Genomic DNA, 16,555 nt, shown 5'->3' with positions numbered 1-16,555 from the left:
ACACCATGCCGAAATTGACTGTATTGCCTCACCCCGACGTCTGCCCCGAGGGCGCCGTCATCGAAGACGCGCCCAAGGGCGTGTCGATCTGCCGGGTGATGCTGGATAACCATATCGAAATCGAACACGCCTGCGAGCTGTCCTGTGCCTGCACCACCTGCCACGTGGTCGTGCGCCAGGGTTTCAATTCGCTCGAGGACGCGACCGACGACGAAGAGGACCTGCTGGACAAGGCCTGGGGCCTGACGTCGACGTCGCGCCTGTCGTGCCAGGCGCTGATCGGCGAGGAAGACCTGACCGTGGAAATTCCGAAGTACACGATCAACCACGCGAAGGAGCAGCACTGATGAAGTGGACCGACATCTACGAGATTGCCGCCGCCCTGGCCGATACGCACCCCGACGCGGATCCCCAAACCGTGCGCTTCACCCAGTTGCGCGAATGGGTGCTGGGCCTGCCGGGTTTTGCCGATGACCCCGCGCATTGCGGCGAGAAGATCCTCGAGGCCATCCAGATGGCCTGGATCGAGGAAATGGACTGAGCCGCCGGCTGGCGCGCCATCCGGACAAGGGCCCCGTCATGGACGGGGCCCTTGTCGTTTCGGGGCCGCGCGGCCGGGGTATCATCGGTCCTGGCATTTTGCTTTCAACCGGACCGATCGCCCCATGACGACTGCTTCCCTGCGCTTCGGCCTCGCCGCCAATCGCCTGCACCACGAAACGCCCGACGCGGCCCTGTTCACCTGGCTGCGCGCCTGCTCGGCCACGATCCGCGAGATGGGCATCCAGTTGCATACGGTGGGCCGCACCCACGATGCGATCGTGCGCGAGGGCATGCTGCAGGGCTACAGCGGACTGGTGCGCTATCCGTACGGGCGCGAGGGCGGCCTGATGAAGCTGGTGGCGCGCGTCACCGAGGGCCGCGACGGCGACGCGCCGTTCGACGGCGCCATCTACCTGATCGACCCGGTGGATCCTTCGTCGATCTTTCCCGAGGCGCTGGCGCTCAAGCGCCAGTGCATCACGCATGGCCGGCCGTTCATCTCGACCCTGGCGGGCGCCATCGAGTGGATCGAGGTCGAGCGGGTGCTGGCCGGCCTGGCGCCGGACGCCAGCGCGGCGCGGCTGTTCGATTTCACCGGCCAGACGTTGGCATTGATTTCCCACGACGCGCTCAAGGAAGAGATGGTGGCGTTCGCCGCCGGGCATTTCGACCTGCTGTCGCAATTCGCGCGGCGCGTGGCCACGGGCACGACCGGCGGCCTGCTCAATGACCTGGCCTGGTCGCGCGGCTGGCCGAAGGACCGCCCGTGGGTGCACCGCTACCTGAGCGGGCCCCTGGGCGGCGACGCGCAGATCGCCGAGCTGGTGCTGGAGCACCAGTGCCAGCGCGTGATCTTCTTCGAGGACCCGCACGTGGCGCGCCAGCATGAGGCCGACATCCAGTTGCTGGAGCGGGCGGTGCGCGTGGTGACCGCCTCGGCGACTTGCGCCACCTCGCCGTCGGTGGCGCGCCGCTGGGCGCAGGCGGTGGAGCGCCGGCAGGCCGGCCGCGCCTAGGGCGCGCGCCGCCCGGGCGGCTTCATTCGCCGGTGAAGCGGGGCGGGCGTCTGGCCAGGAAGGCCTGCACGCCCTCGGCGAAATCGGCGCGTCCGGCCGCCGCCAGGAAGGCGGCGGCTTCGTCCTCGAGCTGCTGTTCCAGCGATGTGGCTGGCGCCTGGCGCAGCAGGCGCTTGGCGGCGGCCACGCCATGCGGCGCATGGGCGGCCAGTTCGCGCGCATAGGCCAGCGCGTGCGCGGCGCGTTCGGCCGCCGGCGCCACGCGATCGACCAGTCCCCACTGCAGCGCCTGCGTGGCGTCGATGGGCTCGGCGCGCAGCAGCAGCGCCAGTGCGCGGCGGCGCCCCAGCAGATGGGCCAGGGCATGGGTCATGCCGGCGTCGGGCGTGGCGCCCAGTTTCAGGTAGGCCGTGACCAGCCGCGCGTCGTCGGCGGCGATCGCCAGGTCGCAGGCCAGCGCCAGGGACAGGCCCGCGCCGGCGGCCACGCCATGTACATCGGCCAGCCACAGCTTGTCCATGGCGGCGATGCGCGCCACGCACTCGTTGAGCGGCGTGAACAGCGCCCGCAGGCTGGCGCGGATATCCTCGGCCGGGCCCTGGAACAGGGCGATGTCGCCGCCGGCGCAGAATGCCTTGCCGGCGCCGCGCAGCAGCACCACGCGCAGCGCCGCACGGTCTTGCAGCCAGCAGGCCGCGGCCCTCAGGTCGCGCGCCATGGCGATGTCGATGGCATTGAGCGCGGCGGGGCGGTCCAGGGTAAGGATGGCGAGCGCGCCATCGAGTTGCAAGGTCAGGGTGTCATAGCGCGGCGGCTGGTCGGCGGCGGGCATGGTTCGGTCTCCGTATGGGGTAAATACCAATTCTTGATTCAAAAACCGCGATGCTATGTTGCGAACCAAGCGCTTGCTCGGTTGGGGGATCGACCCGGCTAGCGTAACGCACCGCGCACCGGTGTGAACAGGCTGCAAGCAGTACTCGCTGCACGTAAGACCAGGCTGCACGAACGCATTCCGGCAGGATTGGCGCGCAAGCAGGCAAGGTTCGAGCCAATCCGCTGTCAGACCCAGAACACGTCGCAATAGACGCGAGGAGACGGCAGGTGGCGCAGTCAGAGCAAGACCCATTGCTGCGGGTCGATGGGGTGACGCTGGCTTTCGGCGGGATCAAGGCGCTGACCGGCGTCGGCTTCGAGGTGAGCCCCGGTTCCATCACGACGGTGATCGGCCCCAACGGCGCGGGCAAGACGTCGCTGTTCAACACGATCTCCGGCTTCTACACGCCCGACGCAGGCAGCATCCATTTCCTGGGCGAGGACATCACGCGCCTGCCGGCACCGCGGCGCGCCCGCCTGGGCCTGGCGCGCAGTTTCCAGAACATCGCGCTGTTTCGCGGCATGACGGTGCTGGACAACATCAAGCTGGGCCGGCATGCGCACCTGCGCACCAACGTGCTGGACGCGCTGCTGTACCTGGGCCGGGCGCGGCGCGAGGAAATGGCGCTGCGCGCCGATATCGAGACGCGCATCATCGACTTCCTGGAGATCGACCATATCCGCCATGCGCCGGTGGCGGCGCTGTCGTATGGCCTGCAAAAGCGCGTCGAGCTGGCGCGCGCGCTGGCGATGCAGCCGCGCATCCTGATGCTGGACGAGCCGGTGGCGGGCATGAACCGCGAGGAAACCGAGGATATGGCGCGCTTCATCCTGGATGCGCGCGCCGAGTGGGGCGTGACCGTGCTCATGGTGGAGCACGACATGGGCATGGTGATGGACCTGTCCGATCACGTCGTGGTGCTGAACTTCGGACAGGTGATCGCCGATGGCACGCCGGCGCAGGTGCAGGCCGATCCGGAAGTGATCAAGGCTTACCTGGGCGCGGGCGAGGTGGGCGAGTTGCGGCGCCGGCTGGCGGCGGAGGCGGCCTGATGGACGTCCTGTTCCTCCTGGAGGTGACGCTGGCCGGCCTGGGCGGCGGCGCGTTGTATGCGCTGGCGGCGCTGGCTTTCGTGATTGTCTACAAGGCCACGCGGGTGGTGAACATCGCCATCGGCGAGTTCCTGATGATGGGCGCGTACGCGTTCTACGCGTTTGCCGCCGACATGCAATGGCCGGTGTGGGCCGCGATCGGCGGCGCCATCCTGGCCTCGGCGCTGCTGGGCGCGCTGGTCGAGCGCGTGGCGATCCGGCCGATGCTGGGCGAATCGCCGATCGCGGTGTTCATGATCACGGTGGGGCTGGCGTCCATCCTGGTGGGGGTGGTCGAACTGGTATGGACGGCCGACCAGCGCCGCCTGCCCGAGTTCATGCCGCGCGATCCGGTCATGATTGGCGAGGCCTTCGTCGCGCCCAAGGTTTTCTACGGTTTCTGGGTGGCGGTGGGGTTGGCGGCGCTGGTGCTGCTGGTGTTTCGCTACTGGCGCGGCGGCGTGGCGCTGCGCGCCACGGCGGCCGACCAGGGCGCCGCCTACGCCATGGGCATCAACGTGCCGCGCGTGTTCTCGCTGGCCTGGGCGGCGGCCGGCGCCATGGCCGCAGTGGCGGGGCTGATCGTGGGCGCGATCGGCGGCATTTCCTCTTCCATGGGCGCGTTCGGCCTGTCGGTGCTGGTCGTGGTGATCGTGGGCGGCCTGGACAGCGTCGCGGGCGCGCTGCTGGGCGGCCTTTTCATCGGCCTGCTGGAGGCCTGGGCTGGCGCCTACCTGGGCGGCGAGTACAAGCTGCTGGTGACGTTCGTGGTACTGGTGGCGACGCTGATGGCGCGGCCTTATGGGTTGTTCGGAACCCGCGAAATCGAGAGGCTTTGACCCATGCGCATCGCGACCGCCAAGCAGACTTACCAGGCCGACGAGGCGCTGTTCGATACGGCCACGCAACGCGTGTGGCTGGCGTTGCTGCTGGCCGCCCTGGCGCTGTTTCCCTTCGTGGCCAATGCGTATTGGCTGTACCTGGCCTGCCTGGTGGCGATCCACGTGGCCAGCGCCACCGGGTTGAACATCCTGACCGGCTACACCGGGCTGGTGAGCCTGGGGCAGGCCGCTTTCATGGGCCTGGGCGCCTACACCGTGGCGGTGCTCGAGGCGCAAGCCGGCACGCCAGCCCTGCTGAACCTGCTGGCCGCCGGCGTGGTGGCCATGCTGGGCGGGCTGGTGGTGGGCGTGCCTTCGCTGCGCGTCAAGGGACTGTACCTGGCGATCGTCACCATCGCCGCCTCGTTCATCGCCCATTTCCTGTTCGCCAACCTGCCGCTGACCGGCGGCACGGCCGGCCTGCAGGTGCCGCCGGCGCGCCTGCTGGGCATCGACCTGGACACGTCGTTCAAGATCTACTGGCTGATCGTGCCCATCACCGCGCTGATGGTGCTGGGGGCGGCCAACCTGTTTCGCACCCGCATCGGCCGCGCCTTCATCGCCATACGCGACCGCGATATCTCGGCCGAAGTGCTGGGCATCGACCTGCTGCGCTACAAGCTGCTGTCGTTCGGCCTGTCGTCGTTCTATGCCGGCGTGGCGGGCGGCCTGTGGGCGTATTTCTTTCGCGTGGTCACGCCCGAGAGCTTCCCGCTGATCATGTCGATTTTCTTCCTGGCCGCCATCATCGTCGGCGGCATGGGCTCGATCCTGGGCGCCATCCTGGGCGCGGTCTTCATGACCATGGTGCCCGAGTTCCTCAAGCTGGTGGTGGGATGGTTGCCGGTGGGCGGCGACGCGCTCGGCCTGCTCTCGCCGGTGCGCACCATCGTGTTCGGGGCGCTGATCGTGGGCTTTCTGATTTTCGAACCGCTGGGGCTGGCCGAGATATGGCGGCGCGTGCGGCGTTTTTTCCACCTATGGCCGTTTCGCACCTGAGACGTGGCCGGCGAGTGACTAAACCAGGAGACCAACCATGAAGCAATCTTCGATACGCGGCGGTCTGGCGAAATGGCTGGCGCCGTTGGCGGCGGCGGCAGTGCTGGCCGCGCCCGCGGCCCAGGCGGCCGAGGATCTGGTGATCGGCGGCTCGATCCCCTTGAGCGGCGTGTTCGCCTTCGCCGGCCAGGGCATCCACGCCGGCATCGGCGACTATGTGAAGATGATCAACGAAGAAGGCGGCGTGGCCGGCCGCAAGCTGGTGTACGTGCCCGAGGACACGGCGTACAAGGTCGACGCCTCGGTGGCTGCGTTCAAGAAGATCACCAGCCAGAACAAGGTCAATTTCTACTACGGCGATTCGACCGGTTTCTCCAAGACCATCAACGCCGAATTGAACCGTGCCGGCACCATGATCATGACGGGGGCGTCGTTCGCCACGGAGCTGAACGATCCGGCGAAATACCCCAACCAGTTCATGCTGGGCCCTGACTACACCGAGATGTTCGGCATCCTGCTGCGCTACATCGCCAAGGAGCAGCCGGGCGCCAAGGTGGCGTTCGTGTATTCCGATACCGAGTTCGGGCGCGATCCGATCACCAGCTCGCGCGCGGTGGCCGAGAAACTGGGGCTGAAGGTGGTCACCGAGATCATGACGCCGCCGGGCAGCGTGGATGTGTCGACCGAGGTGATCAAGCTGCGCCGCGCCGCGCCGGACTACACCATTTTCCACGGCTATGTCCTGGCGCCGATTCCGGAGTTCGTCGGACAGGGCAAGCGCATGGGACTGAAGACGCGCTACATGGGCACCTTCTGGACCATGGACAACTCCACCGTCATGCAGATGGGCGAGGACGCGGACGGCTTCATGGGCGTGATGCCCTATCGCTATTACTACGATGACGCCGCCGACGCCCCGATGCTGAAGAAGATCCGCGCCATGCGCCCGGAATACCAGAGCACTGGCTACATGCAGGGGTTCCTGGCGGCCATGCTGTTCGCCGAGACGGCCAAGCGCACGCTGGCGGCCGACAAGCCGCTGACGGCGGCCAACATGAAGGCCACGCTGGACGGCATCAAGGACTTCGACACGGGTGGACTGATCGGCGTGCCGATCTCGATCAAGGGCAATTCGATTCCGGTGGGCCGCATCTACCGCGCCGACGCCAAGCAGAAGAAAATGCTGCCGGTGTCGGACTGGATCGTGCTGGACTGAGGCGGCCGTGACGACATCCGCCGCGCCGCTGCTGGCCATCAACAACATCGAAGTGGTCTACAACAAGGCCGTGCAGGTGCTGCGGGGCCTGTCGCTGGAGGTGCCGCGCGGCGGCATCGTGGCCTTGCTGGGCAGCAACGGGGCCGGCAAGTCCACCACGCTGAAGGCGGTGTCGCGCCTGCTGGAGCTGGAGGATGGCGCCCTGGTGAGCGGCGCCATCCGTTTCCAGGGCGACGACACGGCCGGGCGCGCGCCGCAGGCGCTGGTGCGCGCGGGGCTGGCGCACGTAATGGAAGGGCGGAGGGTGTTCGAGGACCTGACCGTCGAGGAGAACCTGGTGGCGGCCACCTACGCGCTGAGCGGGCGCGCCGGCGCGCGCCCCGATTTCGACCTGGTGTACGGCTACTTCCCGCGGCTGTACGAGCGGCGCCGCGGGCTGGCGGGCTATCTGTCGGGCGGCGAGCAGCAGATGCTGGCGATAGGCCGGGCGCTGATCGCCCAGCCCAGCCTGATGCTGCTGGACGAGCCGTCGCTGGGCCTGTCGCCGATGCTGGTCGAGAACATTTTCTCCATCATCGCGCGCATCAATGCCGAACAGGGCGTATCGATGCTGCTGGTGGAGCAGAACGCCTCGGTGGCGCTGGCCGTGGCGCACTACGGCTACATCATGGAGACCGGCAAGGTGGTGATAGACGGCAGCGCCGAGCGGCTGGCCGGCGACCCCGATGTGCGGGAGTTCTATCTGGGGGTGGGCGGCGGCGGCGAGGCGCGCGGCTTTCGCCAGCTCAAGCACTACAAGCGCCGCAAGCGCTGGCTGTCATGACGCGGACGACGATGCATCCACGCGCCGAAGGCCCGCCGGCGGGCGATTGGCCGGCCTTGACCCTGCCGCAGATGCTGCGCGAGCAGGCGCGGCGCCAGCCGGCGCGCATCGCGCTGCGCCAGAAGGACTATGGCATCTGGCAGCCGATCGACTGGGCCACCTACTGGCGACGCGCCTGCCACGTGGCGCTGGGGTTGCGCGCGGCCGGCCTGGAGCCGGGCGGCAAGGTGGCCATCATCGCCGAGAACCGGCTCGAATGGCTGCTGGCGCAGATGGGCGCGGGCGTGCTGGGCGCGGTGCCGGTCGGCGTGTATTGCACCAGCCCGGCCGCCGAGGTGGGCTATGTGCTGGAGCACGCCGAAGTCGATATGGTGGTGTGCGAGGACCAGGAGCAGACCGACAAGGTGCTGGAAGTCGCGGCGCGCCTGCCCGGGCTGCGGCGCATCGTCGTGATGGAGACCAAGGGCCTGCGCAACTACGCCGAGGCCGAGCGCGCGCGCATGACCAGTTTCGCCGAGCTGGAAGCGCGGGGCGCGCAATGCGGCGCGGCCGGGCAGGCGCGCCTGGAGCAGGCGCTGGAGGCGCAGACGCTCGACGATGTCGGGCTGATGATCTATACGTCCGGCTCGACCGGCAAGCCCAAGGGCGCCATGATCAGCTATCGCAACATGCGCGGCGTGGCGCCGGGCATAGCGCAGCGCCTGGACATGGACGCGCGCAGCGTGCATTTGTCGTACCTGCCGCTGTGCCATGTGGCCGAACAGATGCTGTCGACCTTCGTGCCCATCTACCTGGGCTCGCAGGTCAATTTCGGCGAGTCCATCCGCACGGTGCAGGAGGACCTGCGCGAAGTGGCGCCCACGGTGTTCCTGGGCGTGCCGCGCATCTGGGAGAAGCTGCACGCGGCCATCTCGATCAAGATGCAGGAATCGGGGCGCTTGCGCCGCTGGCTGTATGCGCGCGCGCTGCGCGGCTGCGCGCCGTTCCTGGAGCTGTCGCGCGCCCGCTACGGCTGGCGCGAACGGCTGGTGTATGGCTGGCACTACGCGTTGATCCTGCGCGCCTTGCACAACTTCGTGGGGCTGCGGCGGGTAAAGGTGGCGATGACCGGCGCGGCGCCGATTCCGCCCGAAGTGCTGCGCTACTTCCGCACGCTGGGTATTCCCCTGATCGAAGTGTATGGGTTGACCGAGTCCACCGGGATGATCTTCGGCCAGCATCCCGACCGCGTGCGCGTGGGTACGGTGGGCGAGCCCACCCTGGGCGTGCAGGCGCGGGTGGGCGAGCAGGGCGAATTGCTGGTGCGCGGCGAGATGGTTTTCCATGGCTACTACCGGAACCCGCAGGCCAGCGCGGAAACGGTGCGCGACGGCTGGCTGCACACCGGCGACGTGGTGGCGCTGGAAGATGGCCAGTACCGCATCGTGGACCGGCTCAAGGACATCATGATCACCGCCGGCGGCAAGAACCTGACGCCCTCGGAGATCGAGAATGCCGTCAAGGGCAGCCCGTACGTGAAGGAGTGCATCGCGATCGGCGACCAGCGGCGCTATGTCGCGGCGCTGATCCAGATCGAGTATGACACCGTGGCCAAATGGGCCGAACTCAACGGCATTGCCTATACGCATTTTCGCTCGCTGGCCGAGCACCCGCGCGTGCGCCAGCTGGTGCACGCCGAGGTCGAGCGCGCCAACGCCGGGTTGGCCCAGGTAGCGCGGATCAAGCGCTTCCATCTGTTGGTGAAGGAACTGGACCACGACGACGGCGAGGTGACCGCGACCATGAAAGTGCGGCGCGCCAGCATCGCGCAGGCCTACCGCAACGAGATCGAGGCGCTGTACCGGCAGGAGGAGGCGGCATGAGCGAGACAGGCAGGCAGGTGGCGGTGCGTCCCGGCGCTATCCGGCGTTGCGTTCCCAGCGCCTGAAGGACCGGACCCATGCACGCCAGCCCCCACGGGACCGAAGAGGCGGCCGGATCGCCACGCCGCGCCGACGTGATCGCCACCGCCGGCGAGCTGTTCCGGCTGCACGGCTATGAGCGCACGACGGTGCGCGAGCTGGCGCGCGCGGTCGGCCTGCAGTCGGGCAGCCTGTTCCATCATTTCCGCAGCAAGGAGGAGATCCTGGTGGCGGTGATGTCGGAGGGCATCGAGGAGGTGCTGCAGCAGGGCGCGTTGGCGCTGGCGCACTACCAGGATCCCGGCGCGCGCCTGGCGGCGCTGTTCCGGGTGCACATGTGGAGCATGCTCAAGGGGGCCGGGGGCGACGCCATGAACGCGCTGGTGTACGAGTGGCGCAGCCTGTCGCCGGCGGCCCGCAGCGGGGTCAAGGCGTTGAGCGACCGCTACGAGGACATGTGGCAGGACGCGGTGGACGACGCGTTGCGCGCCGGGCTGGTCGACGGCGATGCGCGCGTCATCAAGCGCTACCTGCTGGGCGGGTTGAACCTGACCGTGCAATGGTACAAGCCGCAGGGGCGGCTGGCGCCGGGCGATTTCATCGAGGCCATGCTGCGCGCGGCGCTGCCCGGCTTGCCGCCGGGAACCGGGGCATGGCCGTTGCGCGACTAGCCGCGCTGCCGGAAGAACGACACCAGCGCCGCGATGGCGCAGACCACGCCGATGGCCAGCAGCACGATGGCGACCGGCTGCAGGAAGTCGGCCTGGCCGCGATAGCCGCCGCCGGCGACGCCGCCCGCCATGGCGGTCATCAGCAGGAAGCCGCTGAGCAGCGCGCCGGCCAGGGCCAGCACGGCGGCGATGCCGAGATACAGGGGCATGCGCCGGCGCCCGGCCGGCAGCGCGCGCAGCGGTCGCGGCGCGGCGACGGGACGCGCGCGCCGGGACAGCAGAAGGTAGGCAAGCGCCGCCACGCATGCGGCAAGCAGGATGATCTTGGCAAGCATGGCGGGCCGGCGCTGGTCAGTCTTCCCGGCGCAGGTGCGGGAAGAGGATGACGTCGCGGATGCTGGGGCTGTCGGTCAGGAGCATGACCAGGCGGTCGATGCCGATGCCGCAGCCGCCGGTGGGCGGCATGCCGTACTCGAGCGCGCGGATGTAGTCGGCGTCGAAGTACATGGCCTCTTCGTCGCCGGCGTCCTTGGCCTCGACCTGGGCGCGGAAGCGCTCGGCCTGGTCTTCAGGGTCGTTGAGCTCGGAAAAGCCGTTGGCGATCTCGCGTCCGGTGATGAACAGCTCGAAGCGCTCGGTGATGCCCTCGCGGGTATCGGAGGCGCGCGCCAGGGGCGAGACCTCGACCGGATAGTCGATGATGTACGTGGGCCGCCACAGCTTGGCTTCGGCGGTTTCCTCGAACAGCGCCAGCTGCAGCGCGCCCAGGCCGGCGCGCGCCAGCGGCGGGCCGTCGACGTCGGCGCCCAGTTTCTTGAGCTCGGCGCGCACGAACGCGGGGTCGTCGAGCTGCGCCTGGGTATAGCCCTCGGCGTACTTCAGGATGGCTTCGCAGATCGTCAGGCGGTCGAACGGCTGGGACAGGTCCAGTTCGCGGTCCTGGTAGCGGAGCACGGCGCTGCCGGTGGCCGCGATCGCGGCCTGGCGGATGAGGTCCTCGGTGAAGTCCATCAGCCAGCGGTAGTCGGCGTACGCGGCGTAGAACTCCATCATGGTGAACTCGGGGTTGTGGCGCGGGCTCACCCCCTCGTTGCGGAAGTTGCGGTTGATCTCGAACACGCGCTCGAACCCGCCGACGATCAGGCGCTTGAGGTACAGCTCGGGCGCGATGCGCAGGAACATCTGCATGTCCAGCGCGTTGTGGTGGGTGACGAAGGGCTTGGCCGCCGCGCCGCCGGGAATCGGGTGCAGCATCGGCGTCTCGACTTCGAGAAAGCCCGCATTGAGCATGGCCTGGCGGATGCCGCCGACGGCCTTGCTGCGCGCCTCGAAGGTGCGGCGGGTGGCGTCGGTCATGATGAGGTCGACGTAGCGCTGGCGGTAGCGCAGCTCCTGGTCGGCCACGCCATGGAACTTGTCGGGCAGCGGGCGCAGCGACTTCGACAGCAGGCGCGCCGAGTTGGCGTGCACCGACAGTTCGCCCTTGTTGGTCTTGAAGACCGGCCCCTCGATGGCGATGATGTCGCCGATGTCCCATTGCTTGAAAGCGGCGTAGGGCTCCTCGCCGAGCGTGCCGCGCTCGAGGTAGATCTGGATGCGGCCGCTGCCGTCCTGCAGCGTGGCGAAGCTGGCCTTGCCCATGACGCGCTTGAGCATCATGCGGCCGGCCACCTTGACCGTGGCCGCCGCGGCCGTCAGCGCCTCCTGGTCCAGGCCGTCGTACTTGGCGTGCAGGTCGGCGGCGTGCGCGTCGGGCACGAAATCGTTGGGGAACGCAACGCCGGTTTCACGCAGTTTGGCCAGCTTGGCGCGCCGTTCGGCGATCAAGCGGTTTTCATCCTGGGCGGTCGGGGCGGGCGATTGGTCGGTCATGGTGGATTACTGGTAGTTGCGGATGTCGTCGATTTCGGTGGTTCCGAAATCGTCGCGATCCAGGTAGGCGAGAATGCGGGCGGCCACGTCGGCGGGCGCGGACAGCTTGCCGGTGGCGTGGAATTCCTTGAAGCGTTCCAGGGCGGGGAAATCGGCCGGGTCGCTGGCGCGGATGGCGCCCTGCATGTCGGTGTCGACGATGCCGGGCGCCAGCGCGACCACGCGCACGCCGTCCTGGCCTTGCTCCTGCTTGAGCACGCGGCTGTACATGTCGAGCGCGGCCTTGGTGGCGCAATAGACGCCCCAGCCCGCGTTCGGGCTGCGTCCGGCGCCCGAGGAAATGTTGAGCACGCGGCGCTCGGCCGGCAGGCCCTGCAGGGCCGCCACGAAACGGGCGGTCAGCAGGACGACGGCCGTGACGTTGAGGTTGAGGGCTCCGGCGATGGCCGCGCCGTCGGTCAGGCCGGCGGCCTGCGCCACCGGGCTGACGGTGCCCGCATTGTTGATGAGCAGGTAGCGGCGCGCATCGCGCGGCAACCCGGCGCACAGACGCTCGGCGGCGGCCCCGGCCGCGGCCGGATCGGACAGGTCGACCTGCACCTGTTCCAGGCTCGCGCCGCGCGCCTGGGCGGCGGCTTCGAGGTCGGGGTCGGCGCGCCGGGCCAGCGTGATCAGGCGCGTGCCGGGCGCGAGCAGGCCGCGCGCCAGGGCGGCGCCCAGGCCGCGGGATGCGCCGGTCAGGATGGCTACGGTATCGGTCATGCGGGAACCTCCAGGGCAGGGGCGCGGCTTAGACGCCTTGCTTGAGGCTGGCCTGGATGAACGGGTCCAGGTCGCCGTCGAGCACTTTCTGGGTATTGGAAATTTCCACGTTGGTGCGCAGGTCCTTGATGCGGCTCTGGTCCAGCACGTACGAGCGGATCTGGTGGCCCCAGCCCACGTCGGTCTTGGAATCTTCCAGCTTCTGCTGCTCGGCCATGCGGTTGCGCATTTCCAGCTCGTACAGCTTGGACTTGAGCATCTGCATCGCCTCGGCCCGGTTGCGATGCTGCGAGCGGTCGTTCTGGCACTGCACGACGATACCCGATGGCGCGTGCGTGATGCGCACGGCGGAGTCGGTCTTGTTGATGTGCTGGCCGCCCGCGCCGCTGGCGCGGTAGGTGTCGATGCGCAGGTCGGCCGGGTTGACCTCGACCTCGAAGGACTCGTCGACCTCGGGATAGACGAACACGCTGGCAAACGAGGTATGGCGACCGCCGGAGGAGTCGAACGGACTCTTGCGCACCAGACGGTGCACGCCGGTCTCGGTGCGCAGGTAGCCGAATGCGTACTCGCCTTCGATCTTGATCGTGGCCGACTTCAGGCCGGCGACGTCGCCTTCGGATTCTTCGAGGATCTCGGCCTTGAAACCCTTGCGCTCGGCGTACTTCAGGTACTGGCGCAGCAGCATCGAGGCCCAATCCTGGGCTTCGGTGCCGCCGGCGCCCGCCTGGATGTCGACGAAGCAGTTCAGCGGGTCGGCCGGATTGGCGAACATGCGGCGGAATTCCAGCGTTTCCAGCTTTTCCTGGAAGCGGTCGGCGTCGTGCTCGATGGATTCCAGCGTGGCGTCGTCGCCATCGGCCAGCGCCAGTTCGACGAGCTCGCACGAGTCGGCCAGGCCGCTGCCCAGTTCGGTCAGGGTTTCGACGACGTCTTCGAGGGATTTCTTTTCACGGCCCAGGTCCTGGGCGTGCTTGGGGTCGTTCCAGACGGCCGGGTCTTCAAGCTCGGCGTTTACGACTTGCAGGCGTTCTGACTTGGCATCGTAGTCAAAGATACCTCCGTAGAGCCTGTTCGCGCTCCGCGTAGTCTTCGAGTCGGGCGACGAGCTGGTTCTGACGTTCGGCTTCCATGATTGATCCTGGTGGCTATTTGGCGAAACCGCCTATTTTAGCGTGGATGGCGGGCGCCGCCCCGGCCGGCCGGGGCGGTTTGTAACAGAAGGGCGGCGGCGCTCAGGCGGCGTGCTCGATGACCAGCTGCACCGACACCATGCCGTTCCAGATGTTCTGTTCGAGCCGGTAGGCGGCCTGGATATGTTCGGGCAGGGACTGGTCGTGGCCGAACCAGATGGCGTCGAAACGCTGGTGGCCGCGCTCGAGCGCCAGCTTCAGGTGCTTGCCGCCCACCAGGCGCTGGCTGCGCACGGTGAATTCGTCCAGGAACAGCGGGGCGGCGAATCCCGCGCCCCAGACCTGCTGCTGCAGCAGGCCGGCGACCTCGGCATTGGCATAGCCGGTTTCGAGCGAGCCGTCGGTTTCGATCAGGGGCTCGAAGCGGTCGCGCCCGGTGAGCTCGCGCACCGCGGCGTCGAAGGCCGGGGCGAAGGCGGCGAAATCGCCGCTGCCCAGGGTCAGGCCGGCAGCCATGGCGTGGCCGCCGAACTTGCGTATCAGGCCCGGATGGCGCTTGGACACCAGGTCGAGCGCGTCGCGCAAATGCACGTCGGGGATCGAGCGGCCCGAGCCGCGCAGTTCGTCGTCGCCGGCCGGGGCGAAGGCCAGGGTGGGACGCCAGAACTTTTCTTTCAGGCGCGAGGCCACCAGGCCGACCACGCCCTGGTGCCAGCCGGGATCGAATACGCACACCGTGGCGCCGGCCGCGGCGTCGGGGGCTTCCATGGCGGCCAGCGCCTGGTCGCGCATCTCGGCTTCGATGGTGCGGCGTTCGCGGTTGATGTTGTCGAGCTCGCGCGCCATTTCGAGCGCCTGCGCCTCGTCGTCGGTGGTCAGGCAGGCGATGCCCAGGCTCATGTCGGCCAGCCGGCCGGCGGCGTTGATGCGCGGACCGAGCGCGAAGCCCAGGTCGAAGCCGCTGGCGGTGCGCGGTTCGCGGCCGGCCACGGCGAACAGGGCGCGCACGCCGGGCTGCATGCGGCCGGCACGCATGCGCTGCAGCCCTTGCGTGACCAGCAGCCGGTTGTTGGCGTCCAGCTTGACCACGTCGGCCACCGTGCCCAGTGCCACCAGGTCGGCCAGCGCATCCAGGCGCGGGCCGCCATCCGGGGCGTAGACGCCGCGGCGGCGCAGTTCGGCGCGCAGCGCCAGCATCATGTAGAAGATGACGCCGACGCCGGCCAGGTGCTTGGAGCCGAAGCCGCAGCCCGGCTGGTTGGGGTTGACGATGGCCAGCGCCTCGGGCAGCGTGTCGCCGGGCAAGTGGTGGTCGGTGATGACCACGCCGATGCCGGCGGCATTGGCGGCGGCCACGCCGTCGACGCTGGCGATGCCGTTGTCGACCGTGATGATGATGTCGGGCTTGCCGCGACGATGGCGGCAGGCCAGTTCGACGACCGCCGGCGACAGCCCGTAGCCGGTCTCGAAGCGGTTGGGAACCAGGAAATCGACGTCGGCGCCCATGGCCGACAGGGCGCGCAGGCCGACCGCGCAGGCCGTGGCGCCGTCGCAGTCGTAGTCGGCCACGATGAGCAGGCGCTTGCCTTGCTCGATGGCGTCGGCGAGCACGGCGGCCGCGTGGGCCGAGTGGGTGAGGCGGTCGGGCGGCAGCAGCGCGGGCCACGCCATGCGGGTCTGTTCGGGGTGGACGACGCCGCGCGCCGCCCACAGGCGCGAGAGCAGCGGGTGGATGCCGGCCGCTTCGAGGTGCTGGCAGGCTTGCAGATCGGCAGTACGGATAATCAGACGGGGCGAGACCACCAGGCGTTCCAGTTGTGCTTGGGCGCGGGCAGCCACCGGGCCAGCCCCGCGCGTGGTTTGAGGGTGAGGGCGGCGCGGCGGTCGTCGCCCAGCAACAGCAGTTGCAAGGGCTGGGCCGGCCGGCCGTGCGGGCCGGCCAGCGGCGCCAGTTGCGCCGCGTCCAGCGCGGCCAGCGCGTCGAGCCAGGCGGCCCAGTCGCCGGCGCGCTGGGGCGCGGCCAGGTCGTCGCAGACCCGCGCCGGCGCCGGCGTGCGAGGCGGCCACGGCGCGGCGCCGCCATACAGCCACAGTGCGTTGATCGGCGCGGCGCCGCGCGCGGCGCGCGCTTCATTGACAGGATGCTCGTACCAGACCATCTGGATTTCGTTGAGCAGGCGGCGCCATGGGCGCATGGCGGCGTCCTGGCTCCACCAGGCGCGCAACCGCTGGCCGGCCACCGCCGCGGGGCTGGCCGTTTGCGGCGCCATGCCGGCGGGCAGCGTCAGGCGCCAGCGCGCCGCGTCGACGGGCGTGGCGCCAAAACCGCTGTCGGCGAACAGCGGCGCGGCCGCCTCGAACAACTGCGCGCTTTCGTCGGCGCGCAGGTCGAGCAGGGCGGGGTCGAGCAGGGCGGCCTGGTCGGCGCCCAGCGCCAGGTGAGCCAGGTCGGCCAGCCAGACCGGCTGGCCCGGCGCGCCGCCGCCGGCGCGCAGCGGGCCCAGGCCGGCGCCCAGCGGCAGGCCGGGCTGGGGCTGGTAGCCGGCCTGTTCGAGCTGCCAGGCCTCGAAGGGGGTGCAGCCTTCGCGCGCGGCGTCGAAGGCCTGGACGCGGGCCGACGCGGCCCGCAGCCAGCCGTGCAGGGTGGGGGCGTGCTGCGGCAGCAGGCGCGCCAGTTCCGGCGCGACGGCGGCTGGGGGCAGGGCGCCGGGGATCACGATGAGCATGGCGGCGATTGTAGTGCCGGTGCCGGTTAATGCCATAATGCGCTGGT

The 16,555-nt window shown here is 69.2% G+C and carries 17 protein-coding genes; 10 read left to right on the top strand and 7 right to left on the bottom strand.

Annotated features, from left to right (window positions below; genetic code table 11):
• Positions 1 to 5 precede the first annotated feature (5 nt).
• The 3 genes from fdx to CAL11_RS13225 all read left to right on the top strand — a co-directional run bounded on the left by fdx (position 6) and on the right by CAL11_RS13225 (position 1,559).
• Positions 6 to 347, top strand: coding sequence for an ISC system 2Fe-2S type ferredoxin (fdx, locus tag CAL11_RS13235; protein WP_003812453.1), 342 nt, complete (start codon positions 6 to 8; stop codon positions 345 to 347).
• The gene (gene iscX, locus CAL11_RS13230) at positions 347 to 541 is read left to right on the top strand and encodes a Fe-S cluster assembly protein IscX (RefSeq protein ID WP_003812452.1); all 195 of its coding nucleotides are present in this window, start codon (positions 347 to 349) and stop codon (positions 539 to 541) included. Before fdx ends, iscX begins: the two co-directional genes overlap by 1 nt.
• 124 nt (positions 542 to 665) lie before the next feature.
• Positions 666 to 1,559 carry a methylglyoxal synthase gene (locus CAL11_RS13225; protein WP_086093221.1) on the top strand — a complete coding sequence of 298 codons (894 nt, stop codon included), beginning with the start codon at positions 666 to 668 and terminating at the stop codon, positions 1,557 to 1,559.
• A 22-nt stretch (positions 1,560 to 1,581) separates the two neighbouring features.
• On the opposite strand, the gene CAL11_RS13220 is transcribed toward CAL11_RS13225, so the two are convergent.
• Positions 1,582 to 2,391, bottom strand: coding sequence for an enoyl-CoA hydratase/isomerase family protein (locus tag CAL11_RS13220; RefSeq protein WP_086093220.1), 810 nt, complete (start codon positions 2,389 to 2,391; stop codon positions 1,582 to 1,584).
• A 269-nt stretch (positions 2,392 to 2,660) separates the two neighbouring features.
• On the opposite strand from CAL11_RS13220, the gene CAL11_RS13215 reads away from it, so the two are divergent.
• From CAL11_RS13215 to CAL11_RS13185, 7 genes are all read left to right on the top strand, one after another.
• Positions 2,661 to 3,485 (top strand): ABC transporter ATP-binding protein, encoded by an 825-nt coding sequence (locus tag CAL11_RS13215; protein ID WP_033466007.1) that lies wholly within the window; start codon positions 2,661 to 2,663, stop codon positions 3,483 to 3,485.
• On the top strand, positions 3,485 to 4,363 hold the full coding sequence (locus CAL11_RS13210) for a branched-chain amino acid ABC transporter permease (protein WP_033466008.1): 879 nt from the start codon (positions 3,485 to 3,487) through the stop codon (positions 4,361 to 4,363). Before CAL11_RS13215 ends, CAL11_RS13210 begins: the two co-directional genes overlap by 1 nt.
• A gap of 3 nt (positions 4,364 to 4,366) precedes the next feature.
• Complete coding sequence (locus CAL11_RS13205) at positions 4,367 to 5,404, top strand: branched-chain amino acid ABC transporter permease (protein WP_033466010.1); 1,038 nt, start codon at positions 4,367 to 4,369, stop codon at positions 5,402 to 5,404.
• A gap of 37 nt (positions 5,405 to 5,441) precedes the next feature.
• Positions 5,442 to 6,620 carry an ABC transporter substrate-binding protein gene (locus CAL11_RS13200; protein ID WP_033466012.1) on the top strand — a complete coding sequence of 393 codons (1,179 nt, stop codon included), beginning with the start codon at positions 5,442 to 5,444 and terminating at the stop codon, positions 6,618 to 6,620.
• A gap of 7 nt (positions 6,621 to 6,627) precedes the next feature.
• Positions 6,628 to 7,443 (top strand): ABC transporter ATP-binding protein, encoded by an 816-nt coding sequence (locus tag CAL11_RS13195; protein ID WP_086093219.1) that lies wholly within the window; start codon positions 6,628 to 6,630, stop codon positions 7,441 to 7,443.
• The gene (locus tag CAL11_RS13190; RefSeq protein WP_086093218.1) at positions 7,440 to 9,305 is read left to right on the top strand and encodes an AMP-dependent synthetase/ligase; all 1,866 of its coding nucleotides are present in this window, start codon (positions 7,440 to 7,442) and stop codon (positions 9,303 to 9,305) included. Before CAL11_RS13195 ends, CAL11_RS13190 begins: the two co-directional genes overlap by 4 nt.
• Positions 9,306 to 9,382: 77 nt before the next feature.
• Positions 9,383 to 10,015, top strand: a complete 633-nt coding sequence (locus CAL11_RS13185; protein ID WP_033466019.1) for a TetR/AcrR family transcriptional regulator — start codon at positions 9,383 to 9,385, stop codon at positions 10,013 to 10,015.
• Here CAL11_RS13185 and CAL11_RS13180 read toward each other — a convergent pair.
• The 6 genes from CAL11_RS13180 to CAL11_RS13155 all read right to left on the bottom strand — a co-directional run bounded on the left by CAL11_RS13180 (position 10,012) and on the right by CAL11_RS13155 (position 16,544).
• A complete protein-coding gene (locus CAL11_RS13180) occupies positions 10,012 to 10,350 on the bottom strand; it encodes a hypothetical protein (protein ID WP_033466021.1) in 339 nt (112 codons plus the stop codon). The genes CAL11_RS13185 and CAL11_RS13180 overlap by 4 nt on opposite strands.
• A 16-nt stretch (positions 10,351 to 10,366) precedes the next feature.
• Positions 10,367 to 11,887, bottom strand: coding sequence for a lysine--tRNA ligase (gene lysS, locus CAL11_RS13175; RefSeq protein ID WP_033466023.1), 1,521 nt, complete (start codon positions 11,885 to 11,887; stop codon positions 10,367 to 10,369).
• Positions 11,888 to 11,893: 6 nt separating this feature from the next.
• The gene (locus CAL11_RS13170) at positions 11,894 to 12,649 is read right to left on the bottom strand and encodes an SDR family oxidoreductase (RefSeq protein WP_033466025.1); all 756 of its coding nucleotides are present in this window, start codon (positions 12,647 to 12,649) and stop codon (positions 11,894 to 11,896) included.
• A 28-nt stretch (positions 12,650 to 12,677) separates the two neighbouring features.
• Positions 12,678 to 13,782, bottom strand: a protein-coding gene (prfB, locus tag CAL11_RS13165; protein WP_127846873.1) for a peptide chain release factor 2 whose coding sequence is annotated in 2 segments (ribosomal slippage) — positions 12,678 to 13,700 and positions 13,702 to 13,782 — 1,104 coding nt in all. Because the reading frame shifts where the segments join, the coding sequence is not laid out codon by codon here.
• 102 nt (positions 13,783 to 13,884) lie between these two features.
• The gene (gene recJ, locus CAL11_RS13160; protein ID WP_033466029.1) at positions 13,885 to 15,585 is read right to left on the bottom strand and encodes a single-stranded-DNA-specific exonuclease RecJ; all 1,701 of its coding nucleotides are present in this window, start codon (positions 15,583 to 15,585) and stop codon (positions 13,885 to 13,887) included.
• The gene (locus CAL11_RS13155) at positions 15,567 to 16,544 is read right to left on the bottom strand and encodes a hypothetical protein (RefSeq protein WP_086093217.1); all 978 of its coding nucleotides are present in this window, start codon (positions 16,542 to 16,544) and stop codon (positions 15,567 to 15,569) included. Before CAL11_RS13155 ends, recJ begins: the two co-directional genes overlap by 19 nt.
• Positions 16,545 to 16,555 lie beyond the last annotated feature (11 nt).

It is taken from the genome of Bordetella genomosp. 6, from assembly GCF_002119705.1.
In the GTDB taxonomy this organism is placed as follows: Bacteria; Pseudomonadota; Gammaproteobacteria; order Burkholderiales; family Burkholderiaceae_B; genus Bordetella; species Bordetella bronchiseptica_F.
The sequence above is the reverse complement of the archived record's forward strand: the minus strand, read 5'-3'. Positions and strand labels throughout refer to the sequence as shown.